This window comes from Frigoribacterium sp. 9N (genome assembly GCF_902506305.1).
In the GTDB taxonomy this organism is placed as follows: domain Bacteria; phylum Actinomycetota; class Actinomycetes; order Actinomycetales; family Microbacteriaceae; genus Frigoribacterium.
On record NZ_LR733392.1, the window covers coordinates 688,364 to 704,733 of the forward strand.

Sequence of the window (16,370 nt, forward strand, 5' to 3'; positions counted from 1 at the left end):
ACGGAGTCGTCGCCCGTCGGACCGCACCCTCGAGGTCGAGCAGGCTGTCGCTCAGCGCGACGAGCTCGCGGTCGTCGACCGGGTCGGCGTCGACGAGCACGTGCCGCAGGCCCCGGGGGTCGGCCGAGATCAGTGCGGCCACCCGGGCGACGATCTCGTCGACCGACGCGGTCGAGGACAGGCCCGTCGTGCGCGCGAGTCGCCCGAGCGTGCCGATGCGGAGCTGGTCGAGGGCATGGCGGCGCTGCCCGAAGCGCTCGTAGAGGCGGGCGCGCCCCTCGGTGGTCTCGGAGGCCTTGACGGTGACCGGCAGCCGCTCGACGACGAGAGCTCCGAGGCGTCGACCCCGCCACACCATCGCGGCCACTCCGGCCAGGAGGAGCACGACCAGCGACGGCGTCACCCATGACGGCGTCAGCGTGGCGAGAGTGCCCTCGCCCTCGGGCAGGTCGCCGGCCGAGGGCAGGTACCAGGTCAGCTCGGAGGACCCGCCGAGCAGCGCGAGTGCGAAGGCCGCGTCGTCGTGCGTCCCGATCGAGCCGTTGGTCAGGGCGTCCGTGGCTCCCAGGACGGACACGCGCGTGTCGCCGTCCTCCAGCTCGACGAGCCCGTAGCCGTCGTCGGTCGGCAGGCAGCGGACGGCGCCGGGGGCGTCGACGTCGTACGCGACGCCCGCGACGTCGACCCGGGACGTCTGCGCGAGGGCCGGTGACGAGCAGGCGGGCCCGGCCGTGCCCTCGTCGACCGGGCCGGTCGACGCGACGCCCGCGGCCACGGCGTCGAGCGCGGCGGGCCCCGGGGCGGGGAGCACGAGGTGGGAGGTCGCCGTGACGAGACGCCCCCACTGGTCGCCGACCAGGAACCCCGAGGCGTCGTCGACGAGGAGCGTGCCGCCACCGGACCCGAGTCGGTCCAGGGTCTCGTCGAGGGTGGTCGTGACGGTCACGTCGACGCCCTGGCGGCCGAGCACCTCGACGAGTGCCTTGGCCCCGCCGGGGGCGGCGTTCGCGGGGCCGAGGGCGCGGCCTTCTCCCGAGCCCGAGCCCACGAGGAGAGCCGCCCCGACGCCGAGGGCCAGGACGAGGGCGAGTGCGACCCAGAACCGGGCACGTCGGACCGACACCGCGACGGTGGGGGTCGAGACGGAGGTGGGCGCCTCGGACGGTGCGGCGGCGGTCACGCGGGCACCCGCCGGGACGAGGTGACGCGCCGGTCGAGCTCCGTGACGGCCCGGTAGTCCTCGTCGGTGCCCGGGCGGTCGAGGTAGCGGACGCCGTCGAAGGCCGTGGCGGCGTCCGCGAAGTCGGCCCGGAGGTCGGGGAAGACGTCGCCCGCCCGGCGGGCCACGTCGCGTGCGGTGGTGCCGGGGGAGACCGCGACGTCGCCCCGCTCGGCCAGCGAACGGGCGATCGCCCGGAAGGCCTCGGCGACGGCGAGCGTCATATCGCCCCGGGAGGCCGCCTCCCGGGCCGCGGCCCGCATGGCGTCGGCGTCACGGACGTCGTCGTCGCCGAAGAGGGCGAGGTCACGCGCGGACCGGCGGTTGAGTCGCGGCACCCCGTAGACGAGCAGCACGACCACGACGACCACCACGACGACCGCGAGCAGCACGATCAACGCGACCGCCGGCGCCCCCTCGGTCCCTCCGAACCGGATCGACCCCAGCCAGTCCCAGAACGCCTGCGCCGCACGGTCGAGCCAGGACGGCTGCGCCGCCACGTACTCGGGCCCGGTGAGCTCGCGCAGGACCTCGCGCCGGGCGTCGTCGGCGTCGGGGGTCAGGGGAGGCCCGGCGGCGAAGGGCAGCGGGCTCACCAGCGCGGTGCTCCCGGGTGCGTCGTCGGCGGGACCGGGGCCTCGGGCGTGCGGTACGGGTCGGGCTGTCCTCCGACCGCCCGCCCGCCGCGCTCGACGTAGCGCACGAGTTCGAGGTCGAGCCCTTCGGTCCGGATGCGTCGGTCGACGTAGACGAGGCCGGCCGACGCCGCCTGCAGCACGGACCCGATCGCGCCGATGACGGCCGTGATGCCGAGGGTGACGGCGTAGGTGCCCGCCGTGAGGGCCAGGAAGGTCGGGTCGGTCACGTCCCCCGTCGGCGCGAGCGTGCCCGTCAACACGCTGAACAGCACCGAGAACGGCGTCGCGACGACCTGCGACGCGACCTGGACCATGAGGAACACCAGGGCGATCACGCCGAAGGTCCGCCAGAAGGAGGCGCGGGTCAGCGACCACGAGCGCCTCACGGCCGCGCCCAGCGTCAGCCGTTCGAGCATGATGGCGCTCGGCACGAGGGCAGTCTTCACGGTCAGCCACACGCCGAGGACGAGGAGGCCCAGGCCGAGGAGGACCGCGAGCACGACGCCGACGGCGATGCTCGGCCCGGAGCCGACGGCCACGCCGACGACGACGACGCCGGCCACGAGCGCCAGCGCCACGACGTAGGCGACCGTGAGCAGGGCGGACCACCCGACGAGCGTGCCGACGCGGCCCTTGGCCATCGCCCAGAGGCCGCCGAGTCGGAGCTTCTCCCCGAGCGTCTGCCGCGAGGTCTCGAGCACGAAGAGCCCCTGCAACAGGGCCGTGACGATCACCTGCAGGGCGATCGGCACGAGGGCCGACGCGGCGACGACGGCGACGGCGCCGGCAAGGACCGCGTCACGGTCCCGGGGGAGGGCCTGCTCGACGCGTCCGAAGGCGAGGAAGGCGCTGCCGCCGGTGATCACCACGGTCACCACGAGCAGGACGACCTGCGACAGCAGGGCCGTGCCGAACGTGGTCCGTGGGTTGCGGCGGAAGACCTGGAACGAGGCGCCCAGGATCTCGCCGAAGGTGAGGGGGCGCAGCGGGACGAGGCCCGGCTTCGGCGGCGGAGCCCAGCCGGGTGCCGGCGGGGTGGTGCCGCCCGGGGCGGCCCCCGGGACGGGCCCCGCGGGGAGGGGGCCGGGTGACGTGGGGTCGACGCGCTCGCCCCAGCGCGGCGGGGACGTGTCGCCCCCCGGTGTGCTCCAGGCGTTCGGATCGCTCATGGTCCCCCTGGTCGTCCTGACCGTGAGGTCGTCCTCACGAGTGTGTTCATGTTTCCACACCGGACCGGGCGCTGCCAGCCGACGAGCGCCTCCTGCACTAATCTGTCCTGACGTGCCGCCTCCCGAGCGGCCCAGCCCAGACGGAGAACATGAACCCGCGCATCCTCGTGGTCGACGACGACCCGGCGCTCGCCGAGATGATCGGCATCGTCCTTCGCGCCGACGAGTTCGACCCCCACTTCTGCGGCGACGGCGCGGCCGCCCTCGAGGCGTTCCACGAGGCCTCACCCGACCTCGTCCTGCTCGACCTGATGCTGCCCGGCCTCGACGGCATCGAGGTCTGTCGCCTCATCCGGGCCGAGAGCGGCGTGCCGATCATCATGCTGACGGCGAAGGGCGACACGGCCGACGTGGTCCGCGGTCTCGAGAGCGGGGCCGACGACTACGTGGTCAAGCCGTTCAACCCGAAAGAACTCGTCGCGCGCATCCGCACCCGGCTCCGCCCGGCCACCGAGCCCACGAACGACGTGCTCACGGTGGGTGACCTCCGCCTGGACGTCGCCGCGCACGAGGTGCGGCGCGGTGACACCCCGATCGCCCTGACCCCGCTCGAGTTCGAGCTGCTGCTCGCGCTCGCCTCGAAGCCGCAGCAGGTCTTCACGCGCGAGATGCTGCTCGAACAGGTCTGGGGTTACCACTACAAAGCCGACACCCGTCTGGTGAACGTGCACGTGCAGCGGCTTCGCGCCAAGGTGGAGCACGATCCGGACGCGCCCCGCATCGTCACGACCGTGCGCGGCGTCGGGTACCGCGCCGGCGCGGGTTCGTAGCCCGGTCGGGTGGCGCTCGTGTCGACGGTCGCGGGGCCCGACCAGGGCGGGCCCGTCCGCTCGGGCGGACCGTGGTCGTGGCGGGCACCGGCGTGGCGCACGTGGCCGACCCGGGTGGTCGGCTTCTGGCGGTCGTCGTTGTCGTTCCGCACCGTCGCGCTCACGGTGGTGCTGTCGACCGTCGCCGTGACCGTGATCGGCACGCTCATCTCGGTGACGATCGGCACGAGCCTCTACGACCAGCGCCGGGAGCAGGTCGAGGCCGAGAGCGTCCGGGCGACGCTGCTGGCGCAGAACATCTTCGACTCGGCCACCGCCACCGAGGACGCCAACCAGGTCGAGCTCGACGCGCTGCAGAACGAGGCCCAGACCGCCATCCTGGGTTCGACCTCGAGCCCGGGTGGGACGAGCATCGCGATCCTCCGGACCCCGGGTCAGAACAGCCCGCAGACCATCCAGAACATCGCCAGCCCCGACTTCCCCGACTCCGTGATCTCGCCGGCCCTCCGCGAGGCGGTGGCGGCGGACGACGAGCGCCTCTCGATGCAGTCGGTGTCGCTCCCTCCGACCTCGCAGGGCGGGGGCTCGCCGGGCATCGCGGTCGGCTCGACCCTGCAGGTGCCCACCGCGGGCCAGTACGAGCTCTACCTCGTCTACGACCTCAGCGACGCGCAGGCCACGCTCGACCTCATGCAACGGACCCTCGGCATCGGCTCGCTGGCGCTCGTGCTGTTGATCGCGGCCATCACCTACCTCGTCGTCCGCCTGGTCGTGGGGCCGATCCGCACGGCGGCCGAGACCAGCCAGAAGATCGCGGCCGGCCACCTGGAAGAACGCATCCCCGAGAAGGGGCAGGACGTCGTGGCCACGCTCGGGCGCTCCTTCAACGGGATGGCCGACGCCATGCAGCGCCAGATCTCGCAGCTGGCCGAGCTGTCGCGCGTCCAGCAACGCTTCGTGAGCGACGTCTCGCACGAGTTGCGGACGCCGCTGACCACGATCCGGCTGGCCGGCGACGTCCTCTACGACCAGCGCACGTCGTTCACGCCCTCGGCCGCCCGGACGGCGGAGCTGCTGCACACCCAGGTCGACCGGTTCGAGCTGCTCCTCGCCGATCTGCTCGAGATCTCGCGGTTCGACGCCGGTGCCGTCGAGCTCGAGACCGAGCCCGTCACGGTCGTCCGTCTCGTCGAGGACGGTGTCGACGAGTTCGGGCCGCTCGCCGACGGGTCCGGCAGCGTCGTCTCGGTCGTCGCCCGGGGCGGGTACTTCGAGGCCGAGATCGACCCGCGGCGGCTGCGCCGCATCCTGCGCAACCTGCTGGGCAACGCCATCGAACACGGCGAGGGGCGGCCGATCGAGGTCGAGGTCGACAGCGACGCCACGGCCGTCGCGGTGGCCGTCCGCGACCACGGTGTGGGCATGAGCCCGGCCGATGCCTCGCGCGTGTTCGACCGGTTCTGGCGGGCCGATCCCTCTCGCAAGCGCACCATCGGGGGCACCGGGTTGGGCCTGGCGATCAGCCTCGAGGACGCGGCCCTGCACGGCGGCCGGCTCGAGGTCTGGTCCGAGCCGGGCTCGGGCAGCCGGTTCGTCGTCACCTTGCCCCGCGTGGCGGGCGGTCGCATCGAGGGGGCGCCCCTGCCGGTCGTGCCGCCGGACCGTCGGGGCGAGACGACCGTGCCGGTGACGGGCGAACCGTGGTCGGGTTCGGTCCCGGTGGCCGAGACGCCGGGCGTGCCGATCCCGTCGCCGTCCGCGAGGGGTGCCGACAATGCCTGACCCGCGACGGAACGCCCGGCGGGGCCGCCTGTCCGTGGTGCTGGCGGCCCTCGTGGGCGCCGCGATCACCCTGACCGGGTGCGTCGGCATCCCGGACGCCGGTCAGGTGCAGCAGGGCGACACCGTCAGCGACGACGTGGTCAGCGACTTCGTGTTCCGGCCCAACGGGCCGGTCGCCGGCAGTTCGCAAGAGAGACTGCTGCGCGATTTCCTCTCGGCGGGCACCGGATCCCAGGACAACTACGGGGTGGCCCGGCAGTTCCTCAGCACCGGCTTCGCCGACGAGTGGGAGCCGCGGGCCAGCGTCACCATCAGGCCCGGGGTCGGGTCGACCTCGCGGGTCGGCGGGTCGACGCTCGACTACGCGTTCGTGGGCTCGGCGACGGTCGACTCGGCGGGGCACTACACGCCGGCCACGTCCTCCACGACGACGTCCCTGGCGTTCTCCTTCGTCCGCGAGGGCGGCGAGTGGCGCATCAGCGACGCCCCCGACGGCATCGTCCTCTCGCCGGCCACGTTCGACTCGGTCTTCCGGTCGCACGCCGCCTACTTCTACGACCCCACCTTCACCTATCTCGTGCCCGACGAGCGGTGGTTCCTCGCACGGTCGTCGACGAGCACGCGCCTCGCGACGGCCCTGCTCGACGGACCGTCGGACTGGCTGCAGGGTGCCGTCGTCTCGGCCTTCCCCGAGGGCACCCAGCTGTCGTTGACGGCCATCACGGTCGACGACGGGACGGCCCGCGTCGACCTCACCGCCGACGCCCTCGAGGCGACCCCCGCCGCCCGGGCCCGGATGCAGGCGCAGCTGCTGGCGAGCTTCTCGACCCTCGCGACCGTGACCGCCGTCGAGCTCAGCGTCGAGGGCGCGCCTCTGACCGTGCCGGCCATGCAGCAGCCCGTGCCGGTGCGCGACCCCGCGGTCGACGCCCGGCCCCTCGTGCTGGCCGACGGCGTGCTGGGATTCGCCACCACGAGCGCCACGAGCCAGCTCCCGGGCCTCTCGGACGCGGTGGAGGCGCTCCGCCCCCGGTCGGTCGAGCTGTCCGCAGACCAGACGGCCGCCGCCGTCGGCACCTCGTCGGGCGCGTACGCGGTCACCTCTCAGGGAGGAGCCCGGTTGGTCGACGCCCGGACCGGACTCGTCGCCCCCTCGCTCGACGACGCGGGATTCGTCTGGTCGCTCGTCGCCGACGACCCGACGAGCCTCACGGCGTACGCCCTCGACGGCACGCCCCACCCCGTGGTGACGTCGCTCCCCGCGGGGCCGAGCGTCACGACCTTCCGCATCTCGCGCGACGGCACCCGCGCGTTGCTGCTGCTCGACGACGAGGGCGAGTCGCGCCTCCTCGTGGCCGCCGTCGTGCGGGACGCCGACGGGGTCCCGCTCCGGCTGGGCCCGACCCTCGAACTGTCGGCTCCGGACGGCGCCCCCGTCGACGCGACCTGGGCCGACCAACTGACCGTCGCCGTCCTGACCACCGTCGGGGAGTCGTCACGGGTGACGATGTCCGAGGTCGGCGGGGACTCCTCGAGCGCCGGTCGTCCGTCGGGCGAGGCGGTCGCGATCGTCGGGGGCAACGGCTTCGACCGGCTGCTGCTGCTGGGTGCCGACGGCGACGTGCTCGAACCCCGGGGCAGCAGCTGGCAGGCCACGGGGTTGACGGCCGACCTGGTGGCGACCCAGCGCTGACGCCCCGGGTCGCCTCCTCCCCAGGGCAGGTGGGGGGTCGGTCGTCCTCCTCCGACGACGGAGGCGCGGCGTGCGCCCCCGGGGGAGTCCACGCTGTCGGTGTGCCCCGGTCGCCTCGTCCCCGTCCCGCCGTCGATGCGCGGGACGCCCTGGTGCGGGCCGTCCGCGAGGCGTTGTCCGTCGTGTCGCCCGTCTCGTGCGCGGGCTGCCACGCCCCGGACGTCGGCCTGTGCCGCGACTGCCGGGGCCGGCTCGTCCCCGAGGTCGTCCGGATCGACCTCCCAGACGGGCTGACCGTCTTCGCCGGACTCGTCTACGCCTTCGAGGCGCGGGGCGTCGTGTTGGCCTTCAAGAACGGCGGACGCGTGCGCCTGGCCGAGGTGCTCGCCCCGGCTCTCGGTGCCGCTCTCCGGTCCTGCGCCGGCCAGGTGACGGCCGAGGGGGCGCCCGACGGGGACGCGCGCCCGGGCGATCGGTCGCTCTTGGTCGTCCCGGTGCCGGCGTCCCGACGGGGGCGGCGTCGGCGGGGCTACGACCCGGTCGACCTGGTGCTGCGCCGGCTCGGTCTCGTGGTGGGCTCGCGCGTCCTCGTGCCGACGGCGCGGGCCGGCGGCGGACAGAAGGGCCGCGATCGACAGCAGCGTCTGAGGGACCGCGCGGGCAGCCTCCGCGCCACCCGTGATCTCACGGGGTCGCGGGTGGTCCTCGTCGACGACGTCGTGACGACCGGTGGCACCCTCCAGGAGGCGCGTCGTGCGCTGGTCGCCCGGGGCGCGATCGTGGTCGGTGCGGCGTGCGTGGCCGCCACCCCGTCGGGCTCGGGCGCGGGTCGGCCCTGAGCGAACGGTGAACGGTGCGTGACACGGGGGTGTCCGGGTGGCTACGGTGGGGCGAAAGGCGTGAAAGGACATCCGCCTGGCTGACAGGCGGCACGTCGATAGCCACAGGAGGTCGTCATGGAAATTTCCGTCACGGGTCGAAACGTCGGCATCACCGATCGTTTCCGCGAGTACGCCACCGAGAAGGCAGACAAGGTCGCCGCGCTGGCCACGAAGGCCCTCGCCCTCGAGGTCAAGGTGTCGCGGCACCACGAGAAGTCCGGTGGGCAGGCGGGCGACGACCGGGTCGAGATCACGCTGATCGGCCCCGGCCCCCTCGTGCGGGCCGAGTCCACGGCCGCCGACAAGTACGCGGCGTTCGACCTCGCGATCGGTCGGCTCCTCGAACGGGTGCGCCGGGCGAAGGACCGGCAGAAGATCCATCGCGGGCAACACCGACCGACGTCGCTGCGCGAGGCGGCCACGGCCGACTTCAGCGGCGTGGGCGTCACCCCCGCCGCGGCGGAGACGCTCGACCAGGTCCGCACCGGGGCCGTGACGGTGGTGGCCGACGAGGCCCCCGCCGACGAACTCGAAGAGGAGTACTGCCCCGTGGTCATCCGCGAGAAGGTCTTCGCGTCGACGCCCATGTCGGTCGACGACGCGCTCTACTACATGGAGCTCGTCGGCCACGACTTCTACCTCTTCATCGACGCCGAGACCGAGCGTCCGAGCGTCGTGTACCGCCGCAAGGGCTGGGACTACGGCGTGATCGGGCTCGACCAGGACGCGCCCGACCTGCAAGAGACGGCGACGGCCCTGCGGGCGGGTCTGGCGAGCTGACCTCCTGACCCACCGGGTGGCCGACACCCCGGGAGGCGCGGGCACGTCCCTGTCGCCTCCCAGGGGGTCGGCCACTACGCTTGCTACGATCGTGGGCCGGTCCAGGACGGACCTTCGACACCTCGGTGCTCCGATGCGGATCACCTCAGCGAGACCGCGGAGCGTTCCGCGGGTTCGACCGAACACATGGGAGCACACCAGTGGCCAACGTCCTCGAGAAGGTCCTCCGCGTCGGCGAGGGCCGCACGCTGCGCAAGCTGAAGGCCTACGCCAAGGCGGTCAACGAGCTCGAGGACGACTTCACGACCCTCACCGACGACGAGCTGCGCAACGAGACCGTCGAGCTGCGCGAGCGGTACGCGTCGGGTGAGTCGCTCGACGACCTCCTGCCCGAGGCCTTCGCTGCCGTCCGCGAGGCGTCCAAGCGCACCCTGGGCCTCCGGCACTTCGACGTGCAGCTGATGGGTGGCGCGGCCCTGCACCTCGGCAACATCGCCGAGATGAAGACCGGTGAGGGCAAGACGCTCGTCGCCACCACGGCGGCGTACCTGAACGCCATCGCGTCGCGCGGCGTGCACGTCATCACGGTCAACGACTTCCTCGCCAGCTACCAGTCCGAGCTCATGGGGCGCGTCTTCCGGGCGCTCGGCATGACGACCGGGTGCATCCTGTCGGGCCAGACCCCGGCCGAGCGTCGCGAGATGTACGCCGCCGACATCACGTACGGCACCAACAACGAGTTCGGCTTCGACTACCTCCGCGACAACATGGCCTGGCAGGCGCAGGACATGGTGCAGCGTGGCCACTTCTTCGCGATCGTCGACGAGGTCGACTCGATCCTGATCGACGAGGCCCGCACGCCGCTGATCATCTCGGGCCCGTCGTCGGGCGAGGCCAACCGGTGGTTCACCGAGTTCGCCACGGTCGCCCGGCGCCTCGTCGCGGGCACCGACTACGAGGTCGACGAGAAGAAGCGCACCGTCGGGGTCCTCGAACCCGGCATCGAGAAGGTCGAGGACTACCTCGGCATCGACAACCTGTACGAGTCGGCGAACACCCCGCTCATCTCGTTCCTCAACAACGCCATCAAGGCCGACGCGCTGTTCAAGCGCGACAAGGACTACGTCGTCATCAACGGCGAGGTCCTGATCGTCGACGAGCACACGGGTCGCATCCTCAGCGGTCGCCGCTACAACGAGGGCATCCACCAGGCCATCGAGGCGAAAGAGGGCGTGACGGTCAAGGCCGAGAACCAGACCCTCGCGACGGTCACCCTCCAGAACTACTTCCGCCTCTACAAGAAGCTCTCCGGCATGACCGGTACGGCCGAGACCGAGGCCGCCGAGTTCATGAGCACCTACAAGCTCGGTGTCGTGCCCATCCCGACGAACCGTCCGATGCAGCGCATCGACCAGACCGACCTCGTCTACAAGAACGAGACGAGCAAGTTCGACCAGGTCGTCGAAGACATCGTCGAGCGGCACGAGAAGGGCCAGCCCGTGCTGGTCGGCACGACCAGCGTCGAGAAGAGCGAGTACCTCTCGCGACTGCTCGCCAAGAAGGGCGTCAAACACGAGGTGCTCAACGCCAAGAACCACGCTCGAGAGGCCGCCATCGTGGCCCAGGCCGGTCGCGCCGGCGCCGTGACCGTCGCCACCAACATGGCCGGTCGCGGGACGGACATCATGCTCGGCGGCAACGCCGAGTTCCTCGCCGTCGCCGAGATGAACGCCAAGGGTCTCAGCCCGGTGGACACCCCCGACGAGTACGAGGCCGCGTGGGACGACGTCTTCGCCGCCCAGAAGGCCGCCGTGCAAGAAGAGGCCGACAAGGTCATCGACGCCGGTGGGTTGTACGTCCTCGGCACCGAGCGCCACGAGTCGCGTCGCATCGACAACCAGCTGCGCGGTCGGTCGGGTCGTCAGGGCGACCCCGGTGAGAGCCGTTTCTACCTGTCGCTGACCGACGACCTGATGCGCCTGTTTAACTCGGGCGCCGCCGAGTCGTTGATGGGTCGCGGCAACGTGCCCGACGACCTCGCCATCGAGAACAAGATCGTGGGGCGGGCCATCCGCTCGGCCCAGTCGCAGGTCGAGTCGCGCAACGCCGAGATCCGCAAGAACGTCCTCAAGTACGACGACGTCCTCAACCGTCAGCGCGAGGCCATCTACGGGGACCGTCGCCACATCCTCGAGGGCGACGACCTGAAGGACCGCAGCCAGAAGTTCCTCGAGGACGTCGTCAACGAGGTCATCGACCAGCACACGGGTGACGGCAGCCCCGACGACTGGGACCTCGACGCCCTCTGGACCGAACTCGGCACCCTGTACCCGATCTCGATCACCATCGACGAGGTCATCACCGAGGCCGGCTCGAAGGGCAAGGCGACCCGGGCGTTCCTCGGGCAGGAGATCCTCTCCGACGCCAAGGTCGCCTACGAGGCGCGCACCGAGACCCTCGGCGAGCCCGCCATGCGCGAACTCGAGCGTCGGGTCGTGCTGTCGGTCATCGACCGTCGCTGGCGCGACCACCTCTACGAGATGGACTACCTGAAGGACGGCATCGGTCTCCGCGCGATGGCCCAGCGAGACCCGCTCGTCGAGTACCAGCGCGAGGGCTACGCCCTGTTCCAGAGCATGATGGGCCAGATCCGCGAAGAGACCGTGGGCTTCCTGTTCAACCTCGAGGTCGAGGTGCAGGGCCAGGTCGGCGCCACCGAGGCACCGGTCATCGCGGCCAAGGGGCTCGAGGCCGAGAAGCAACCGCAGGCCCAGCTGGCCTACTCGGCTCCCAACATCGACGGCGAGGTCGAGGTGCGCAACCAGCGCGGTCAGCTCGAGAAGGGTGCGACCGCGAAGGCCCAGAAGGCTCAGGACGAAGCCGAGCGTTCCGATTCGCCCGAGATCGCGGCGGCTCGCGCCTCCGGTGGCCCGGCGGCACGGCAGGCCGACGACGGCAAGGTCGGCGCCTTCGGCCAGAAGACCGGCGACGGCGAGGCTCCGGTGAACCGGGCCGAGCGTCGGGCGGCCGGTAAGAAGACCCGCTGATCCCGTCGTCCGTCGGCGGTGACCGGGCCGACCGTCAGAGCACGTGCACGGCCGCTGCTCTCCACCGGCTGTCGTAGGTCTCGAGTCGGACGGCGACCGCTCGGCTCCGAGCGCGGCCGTGCACGACGACGACGGATTCGATCACCCCGTCGGCGGGCGAACTCGACCGGATGCCGCCGATCGTGAACACCGGTCGCCGAGCACGCATGCCGTGTGCGGACCGGGCCCGGGCGGCCAGGACGACCCGCTTGTGCAGGGTCCGGAAGACGTCCTCGGTGACCCACCGCGAGACCTGGTCGAGTTCTCGTGCCCCGGCCAGGATCTCGAGGACGCAGCGGACCAGGTTCTCGACGAGCAGGTCCGGATCGTCCGGGAAGGGGGACCTGGACGAGGTGCCGGCCGGAGGGACGGTCCGGACGAGGGGTCGGGGACCGGACGGTCGACCCTCCGCAGGCCCAGCGCCGGGGCCGGGGACGGTCGGGCCCGGGTCCGCGAGCGGCGGAACGGGTCTCAGGTGCGGCCGAGGTGGTGCGGTGGGCCCCTGGGGCTCGACGAGGGCGAGGGCGTGGTGGTTCGAGGGCATGGGCAGTCTTCCTGTTCACGTGCGTCCGGGCATGAATAGAAGATATGACATGTGAGATTGCAAAACCAGACCGACTCGACGGTCTGTGGAGAAGCGGTGGTCGGGTCCTCCCGCCGGGGAGTGGCCGACGTCGCCGGACGGACCGTCGACCTAGACTGGGCGGGTGTCGACGCTCAGTGATCTCGTTCTCGCCCAGGGCCTCTCGAGCGAGGTGGACGTCGAGTGGTTGCACCTGCTGGTGGGGGACTGGCAGCTGCTCGCCGACCTCGCCTTCGCGGACATCGTCCTCTGGGTCCCCACGAAGGCCGACGGCTTCGTCGCCGTCGCCCACGCCCGGCCCTCGAGTTCGGCCACGCTCTTCTACCGCGACTTCGTCGGACAAGAGGTGCGGCCCGAGTGGCGCGAGCAGATCGAGCAGGCGTTCACGACGACCCGCATCGTCGACTCGGCCGCACCCGACTGGTACGAAGAGACGCCCACGCGCGTCCGGGCCGTGCCCGTGCTCCGCCGCCTGGGGGCCAGCCGGCCCGACGTCACCGACGCACCGATCGCGATCATCACGAGGCACACGAACCTCAGCGAGGCGCGCACCCCGAGCCGTCAAGAACTGACCTTCAACCAGTGCTCCAACGACCTCTTCGCCATGATCGCCGCCGGCGACTTCCCCGACCTGGGGGCGCCGACGGGTCCGCGACGGGGCGCACCCCGCGCCTCCGACGGGCTGCTGCGCCTCGACGTCGACGGCATGGTCACGTTCGCCAGCCCCAACGGCCTGTCGGCCTTCAACCGCATGGGGTTCGCCGGCGAACTCGAAGGCGAGTCGCTGGCCGAGGTCACCACCGGCCTGCTCGCGGGCAAGCTCGTGATCGACGAGTCCCTGCCGTTGGTCGTCACGGGCCGGGCGCCCTGGCGCACCGACATCGAGGCGCGAGGGGTCACGGTGTCGTTGCGCGCGATCCCGCTGCGTGACCGCGGTGAGCGCGTCGGGGCGATCGTCCTCTGTCGCGACGTGACCGAGCTGCGTCACCAAGAGCGCGAGCTGATCACCAAGGACGCCACGATCCGCGAGATCCACCACCGGGTCAAGAACAACCTGCAGACGGTCGCCTCGCTGCTGCGCATCCAGGCACGTCGCACCCACACCGACGTCGCCCGCGAGGCACTGACCCAGGCCATGCGCCGAGTGCAGTCGATCGCCGTCGTGCACGACACGCTGTCCGAGGGGCTCAGCCAGAACGTCGACTTCGACACCGTCTTCGACCGGGTCCTCATGCTGATCGCCGAGGTCGCGTCGAGTCACAACACGACGGTCCGCCCCACCATGACGGGCAGTTTCGGTGCCCTGCCGAGCGAGTACGCGACGCCCCTGGCCCTCGCCCTGACCGAACTCGTGACGAACGCCGTCGAGCACGGCCTCGACGGTCGCGACGGCGAGGTCGAGATCGTCGCCGACCGTCGGGCGGAAGAGTTGACGGTCAAGGTGCGCGACAACGGGGTCGGGCTGCCCGAGGGCAAGGTCGGCTCGGGGCTCGGCACCCAGATCGTCCGCACGCTGATCCAGGGCGAACTCGGTGGCACCATCGACTGGCACACCCTCGTCGGCAACGGCACCGAGGTCACCATCGAGATCCCGTTCCGCTGGCTCACCCAGCCCTGAGCCACAGCGGAGGCCGGCGACGACCCCGCCCCGGACGCGACGAAGCCCGGCACCTGCGATCAGGTGCCGGGCTTCGTCATCGGCCCCGAGGGCCGGAGGTCGACCGCAGCGGGCGGTCGACGGTCGATCAGCTGGCGCGGCGGGCGCGGGCCGCGCGGCGCTTGAGCGCGCGACGCTCGTCTTCGCTCAGGCCGCCCCAGACGCCGGAGTCCTGCGAGGTCTCGAGCGCGTACTGCAGGCAGGTCTCGGTCACGGTGCAGCGGCCGCACACGGCCTTGGCCTTGTCGATCTGGTCGACGGCGGGACCCGTGTTGCCGACGGGGAAGAAGAGCTCCGGGTCAGCCTGCAGGCAAGCGGCTTTGTCGCGCCAATCCATCGATGGGTACTCCTTAAAAGTGCAGAACCAGGCACGTCGAAGCGCCTGGTTCGGGATGGGGAAAGAGAAGAATTCGGGAGGCGCGCACCGCAATGTGCGCGTCACTTCGACCTCGAACATGGTCGCATACTGGTACGGCCAAATCAAGGATTTTTCGGAGGCTCACACGTGACCACAGCAGGCCCGGACGGCGCCCGAGACGAGACCGGTCGGTCTGCCGAGACCCGTCGACCCGCGCTGCTCTGGGTCGTGATCGTCCTGCTCTCCGCCGAGTTCCTGCTGGTCGCCGCCACGGCGGCGTTCCTGCTCGTCGAGCTGCTCGTCGCCCGTCCCGACTCGTACCCGTCGGCCGTCGCGATCTTCGTCCTCACCCTGCTGGCGACCGCCTGGCTCGGGTCCATCGTGATCGGCGCCCTGCGCGGCCGGGCCTGGATCAGGGGAGCGGCGATCGTGTGGCAGGTGCTGCAGTTCGCGGTCGGCATCGGCAGCCTGCAGGGCGTCTTCGCCAACCCGACCATCGGCCTCGCGCTCCTCGTGCCGGCCGTCGCCGTCGTGGGCCTGCTGCTCGTGCCGTCGGTCGTCGCGGCCACCTCGGCCCGCGACTCGGACCCCCATGTCTACTGACCGACCCGCCCGCCGCCGTCGCGAGGCGACACGCAGGGGGCGCGGTGCCGGTCCTCGAGACCGGCGCCGCGCCTCCTGCGCTCCTCGTCGCCGAAGGGGTCAGTCGAGGCCGAGCTTCTTGCGGAGCGACGCCACGTGCCCCGTCGCCTTCACGTTGTAGAGCGGCAGCTCGACGGCGCCCTGCTCGTCGACCACGAAGGTGGACCGGATCGTGCCCGTCACGATGCGCCCGTAGTTGTTCTTCTCGCCGTAGGCGCCGTACGCCTGGTGCACCGTCAGCTCGGGGTCGCTGAGCAGCGGGAAGTTCAGCCCCTGCTCGTCCTTGAACTCCTGCAGCGCGGCGGGCTCGTCCTTCGAGACGCCCAGCACCTGGTAGCCCGACGACTTCAGCGAGTTGATGTTGTCGCGGAAGTCACACGCCTCCGTCGTGCAGCCCGGCGTCGACGCCGCCGGGTAGAAGTACACGATGACCTTCTGCCCCGAGTAATCCGCCAGCGAGACGGGCGAACCGTTCTCGTCGTCGAGGGTGAACGTCGGCGCCGCAGCGCCCTTCTCGAGCTTCGTGGACATGGTGCTCCGATCTGCGGGCGCCGCGGACGGCGCCGGTGGTTCTGAGTGGGTCGAATCTCATGCTAGTGTTGACCGTCGTTGCGAGAGATCGCAGCACGCACCTCTAGCTCAATTGGCAGAGCAACTGACTCTTAATCAGTGGGTTCTCGGTTCAAGTCCGAGGGGGTGCACGAAAGAATTGGGTCCCCCGTGTTCTGCAGTCGCAGAAGCGGGGGATTCTTTCGTCGTATGAGTCTGGTCCGCTCCGCGGACCGCGGCCCACCTCGCACGGGGAGCCAGCCGGGCCCGCCAGGTCGCCGTTGCTCGGGGGTGACGTCGCTTCGCTCGTCACGGACGGGGAGCAAGCCGGGCCCGCCAGGTCGCCGTTGCTCGGGGGTGACGTCGCTTCGCTCGCCACGGAGGGTGACGTCGCTTCGCTCGTCACGGGGGATGACATCGCTTCGCTCGTCACGGGGGGTGACGTCGCTTCGCTCGTCACGGGGGGAGTGAGGTTGCTTGGGTCGTCAGCGGGGGGAGACGGC

The 16,370-nt window shown here is 71.5% G+C and carries 14 protein-coding genes and 1 tRNA gene; 9 read left to right on the top strand and 6 right to left on the bottom strand.

The annotated features are described in order from the left end of the window. The 3 genes from ARTHRO9V_RS06325 to ARTHRO9V_RS06335 all read right to left on the bottom strand — a co-directional run. On the bottom strand, positions 1-1,180 hold a 1,180-nt coding region (locus ARTHRO9V_RS06325), incomplete at its 3' end, for a DUF4350 domain-containing protein (RefSeq protein ID WP_159826193.1). Then, positions 1,177-1,815: a DUF4129 domain-containing protein gene (locus ARTHRO9V_RS06330; protein WP_123570414.1), complete on the bottom strand. Its 639-nt coding sequence runs from the start codon at positions 1,813-1,815 to the stop codon at positions 1,177-1,179. The genes ARTHRO9V_RS06330 and ARTHRO9V_RS06325, both read right to left, overlap by 4 nt. Beyond that, the gene (locus tag ARTHRO9V_RS06335) at positions 1,812-3,026 is read right to left on the bottom strand and encodes a hypothetical protein (RefSeq protein ID WP_159826195.1); all 1,215 of its coding nucleotides are present in this window, start codon (positions 3,024-3,026) and stop codon (positions 1,812-1,814) included. The genes ARTHRO9V_RS06330 and ARTHRO9V_RS06335 overlap by 4 nt, the downstream gene beginning before the upstream one ends. 149 nt (positions 3,027-3,175) lie before the next feature. Between ARTHRO9V_RS06335 and mtrA the strand changes: the two genes are divergently transcribed. The 6 genes from mtrA (at position 3,176) to secA (ending at position 12,039) form a co-directional block, all read left to right on the top strand. Then, positions 3,176-3,856: an MtrAB system response regulator MtrA gene (gene mtrA / locus ARTHRO9V_RS06340; protein ID WP_056046282.1), complete on the top strand. Its 681-nt coding sequence runs from the start codon at positions 3,176-3,178 to the stop codon at positions 3,854-3,856. A 9-nt stretch (positions 3,857-3,865) separates the two neighbouring features. Beyond that, positions 3,866-5,638, top strand: coding sequence for an MtrAB system histidine kinase MtrB (gene mtrB, locus ARTHRO9V_RS06345; RefSeq protein WP_236556949.1), 1,773 nt, complete (start codon positions 3,866-3,868; stop codon positions 5,636-5,638). After that, positions 5,631-7,331 (top strand): LpqB family beta-propeller domain-containing protein, encoded by a 1,701-nt coding sequence (locus tag ARTHRO9V_RS06350; protein WP_159826197.1) that lies wholly within the window; start codon positions 5,631-5,633, stop codon positions 7,329-7,331. The genes mtrB and ARTHRO9V_RS06350 overlap by 8 nt, the downstream gene beginning before the upstream one ends. 101 nt (positions 7,332-7,432) lie before the next feature. Beyond that, positions 7,433-8,170: a ComF family protein gene (locus tag ARTHRO9V_RS06355; RefSeq protein WP_159826199.1), complete on the top strand. Its 738-nt coding sequence runs from the start codon at positions 7,433-7,435 to the stop codon at positions 8,168-8,170. Positions 8,171-8,287: 117 nt separating this feature from the next. Continuing rightward, a complete protein-coding gene (gene hpf / locus ARTHRO9V_RS06360) occupies positions 8,288-8,992 on the top strand; it encodes a ribosome hibernation-promoting factor, HPF/YfiA family (RefSeq protein ID WP_159826201.1) in 705 nt (234 codons plus the stop codon). A 200-nt stretch (positions 8,993-9,192) separates the two neighbouring features. Continuing rightward, a complete protein-coding gene (gene secA, locus ARTHRO9V_RS06365) occupies positions 9,193-12,039 on the top strand; it encodes a preprotein translocase subunit SecA (RefSeq protein ID WP_056046274.1) in 2,847 nt (948 codons plus the stop codon). Positions 12,040-12,073: 34 nt separating this feature from the next. On the opposite strand, the gene ARTHRO9V_RS15780 is transcribed toward secA, so the two are convergent. Next, entirely contained in the window at positions 12,074-12,622 is a 549-nt protein-coding gene (locus ARTHRO9V_RS15780; protein WP_236556951.1) for an Rv3235 family protein, read from the bottom strand. Between the two features lie 163 nt (positions 12,623-12,785). Between ARTHRO9V_RS15780 and ARTHRO9V_RS06375 the strand changes: the two genes are divergently transcribed. Next, a complete protein-coding gene (locus ARTHRO9V_RS06375; protein WP_056046272.1) occupies positions 12,786-14,279 on the top strand; it encodes a sensor histidine kinase in 1,494 nt (497 codons plus the stop codon). Between the two features lie 127 nt (positions 14,280-14,406). Here ARTHRO9V_RS06375 and ARTHRO9V_RS06380 read toward each other — a convergent pair whose 3' ends face one another. Continuing rightward, positions 14,407-14,655: a WhiB family transcriptional regulator gene (locus tag ARTHRO9V_RS06380; protein WP_043594001.1), complete on the bottom strand. Its 249-nt coding sequence runs from the start codon at positions 14,653-14,655 to the stop codon at positions 14,407-14,409. A gap of 168 nt (positions 14,656-14,823) precedes the next feature. Between ARTHRO9V_RS06380 and ARTHRO9V_RS06385 the strand changes: the two genes are divergently transcribed. Further along, entirely contained in the window at positions 14,824-15,279 is a 456-nt protein-coding gene (locus tag ARTHRO9V_RS06385) for a hypothetical protein (RefSeq protein ID WP_123570410.1), read from the top strand. Between the two features lie 99 nt (positions 15,280-15,378). Here ARTHRO9V_RS06385 and bcp read toward each other — a convergent pair whose 3' ends face one another. Further along, positions 15,379-15,849 carry a thioredoxin-dependent thiol peroxidase gene (gene bcp / locus ARTHRO9V_RS06390; protein WP_123570409.1) on the bottom strand — a complete coding sequence of 157 codons (471 nt, stop codon included), beginning with the start codon at positions 15,847-15,849 and terminating at the stop codon, positions 15,379-15,381. 97 nt (positions 15,850-15,946) lie between these two features. On the opposite strand from bcp, the gene ARTHRO9V_RS06395 reads away from it, so the two are divergent. Further along, positions 15,947-16,019: transfer RNA gene (locus ARTHRO9V_RS06395), tRNA-Lys, on the top strand. Positions 16,020-16,370 lie beyond the last annotated feature (351 nt).